2 protein-coding genes are annotated in these 2,234 nt (G+C 72.2%); one reads left to right on the top strand and one right to left on the bottom strand.

Going from position 1 to position 2,234, the window contains the following annotated elements; genetic code table 11:
• The first annotated feature begins 746 nt into the window (after positions 1–746).
• Positions 747–1,973, top strand: a complete 1,227-nt coding sequence (locus H5J29_RS29785) for an acyl-CoA dehydrogenase family protein (protein WP_181784292.1) — start codon at positions 747–749, stop codon at positions 1,971–1,973.
• Positions 1,974–2,032: 59 nt separating this feature from the next.
• On the opposite strand, the gene H5J29_RS29780 is transcribed toward H5J29_RS29785, so the two are convergent.
• Positions 2,033–2,234 (bottom strand): helix-turn-helix domain-containing protein (locus H5J29_RS29780; protein ID WP_181784291.1); only part of this gene is annotated, 202 nt, incomplete at its 5' end.

The following is a 2,234-nucleotide window of genomic DNA, read 5'->3' as shown; positions in this document are numbered from 1 at the left end:
GCCCGCGAGCTCGGGGACGAGGAGCGGGGGTTGGGGGACGACGGCGACCAGGGAGGGCACGCCCGCGACCCTATGTGGTGGTCGCACACGGTGGTGCGCGACGGGTGTGGGGGGTGCTCTCGGGGACTCACTTGCCCCAGATGCCGCCAAGATCGCACGTTTCGTGCTCTGAGCGCGGCAAGATCGCTGTCTGCGTGCGGTGAGAGCGGTTGGGGCAGCGCTGTGAGCACACTTTCGCCGATCTTGGTGCGGTGCGCGTGGCCGCGAGAGCGCTGACAGCACGAAACGTGCGATCACGGCGGCAACGGTCACGCTGCGTCGTTGTCGGACGTCGGAGTGTCGCGTCGGGCGCGGCTCGTCGCGCTGAGGCGGCCGTCCGCGGCCTCGTCCGGGGCGCTGCGGTTCCCCCTGCCCCGCTGACCTGTTTGAATTCCGCCGACCGGTGGTTGCGGTGCGACCGGCCGGTTCGTGCACGGCCCCGCCCTCGCGGCGGGGCGCCCGCCACCCCGGCGGGCCCGAACGAGGGAGGACGACGGTGTCGGACGAGCAGACCGGACCGGAGGACAGCACGCAGGCTCACGGTGACGCCGCGGCATCCGAGACCGGGACCCCCGGCCCCAGCGCCACGTGAGCGGCCCTCCCGCGACGGGGGTGAAGACCTCCCCCGAACGGCTCGGGCACTGGTCCGACCGGGAGCCCTCCGCCACGCTCGACCCCAGTCCACCCTCGACCGACGAAGGACCCCGATGACGGCACTCGTCCCCCGCACACAGGACCGCATGACCCACGACGTCTTCCTCCCGGAGGAGACGATCGCGCTGCGCACCGAGGCGCGTGCCGCCGTCGAGAAGCGGCTCGCGCCGTTCGCCCGCGACATCGGCTCCCGGGAGGAGTCGAAGGAGTCCTTCCCCTGGGAGGCCTTCCGCGGGCTGGCCGACGAGGGCCTGTTCGCCGTGCCGTTCGGCACCGACTTCGGGCGCGGGCTCGAGTACCCCATGCTCGGGACCTGCACCGTCACCGAGGAGATCGCCTACCACTCGTCGTCCATGGCGGGGGTGTTCGACGGCCAGTGCATCCTCGTGCCCCAGACCCTCACCTTCGCCTCCGCGGAGCTGCGCGCGAAGCTGATCCCCGAGCTCGTCTCCGGGCGCACCGCCTTCGCCTTCGCCACGACCGAGCCCGAGACCAGCTCGGACCTGACCGCCGAGCGGATGCAGACGGTCGCCGAGGAGACCGCCGACGGGTTCCGCGTGACCGGCCGGAAGCGGTGGATCACCAACAGCGTCGTCGCGGGCTGGGTGTCCGTGCTGGTCCGCGCCTCGGACACGAAGCGGGCGCACATGATGCTCGTGGACCTGTCCTCGCCGGGCATCAGGATCGGCGAGCCGGACCTGAAGATGGGCCACCGTGGCCAGATCACCGCCGACATCGTGTTCGACGACGTGCACGTCCCCCGCGAGAACCTGCTCGGCGTGCCGGGCAACGGTCTCGGGGTCGCGCTGTCCGCGCTGGTCAGGGGTCGGATCGGGATCGGCGCCGCCGGCGTCGGCGTGGCTCAGGCCGCCCTGGACCTGTCCGTCGAGCGGCTGCGCACCCGACAGGTCTTCGGCGGCCCGCTGGGGAAGATGCAGCACTGGCAGTTCCAGATGGCGCAGCGTGCCACCGAGATCGAGTGCGCCCGCAGCCTCTACCAGAAGGCCGCGGTGCTGCTGGACAAGGGCGACCGCACCGCCGAGCCCGAGGCCGCCATGGCGAAGGCCTACGGCACGCGCGTGGCCAACGACATCGTCCGCGAGGCCATCCAGATCCACGGCGCCGTCGGCTTCGCCCGGCACGTCTCGGAGAGCGGCGAGGCCTACCGGCTCGAGGAGATGTACCGGGACGCCAAGATCCTGGAGATCTTCGAGGGCGCCAACGAGCTCCAGCAGTGGATCGTCGCCCGCCAGCTGATCGGCCGCGACGTCACCGGCTGAGCCCCACCCCTCGAGCACGCCGGGTGGGACCGGCGCTCCCTCCGGTCCCACCCGGCGGCTCAGAGCCCGCCCAACGTCTCGTCGATCACCAGCGCCACCTCGAGGTCCAACGTGTCCGCGGCCAGCGAGCGACCGAGCAGCTCCTCCGCCTGCGCGACCCGGTAGCTCACCGTCTTGTGGTGCACGGTGAGGGCCTTCGCCGCCAGGGCCCGGTTGTGCCCGTGCCGCAGCAGCGCCCGCAGGGTGTCGCGGAGGCGTTGC

This window comes from Pseudonocardia pini, from assembly GCF_013870575.1.
GTDB lineage: Bacteria > Actinomycetota > Actinomycetes > Mycobacteriales > Pseudonocardiaceae > Pseudonocardia > Pseudonocardia pini.
Note: the sequence above shows the minus strand (reverse complement) of the source record. Positions and strands in the feature narration are given on the sequence as shown.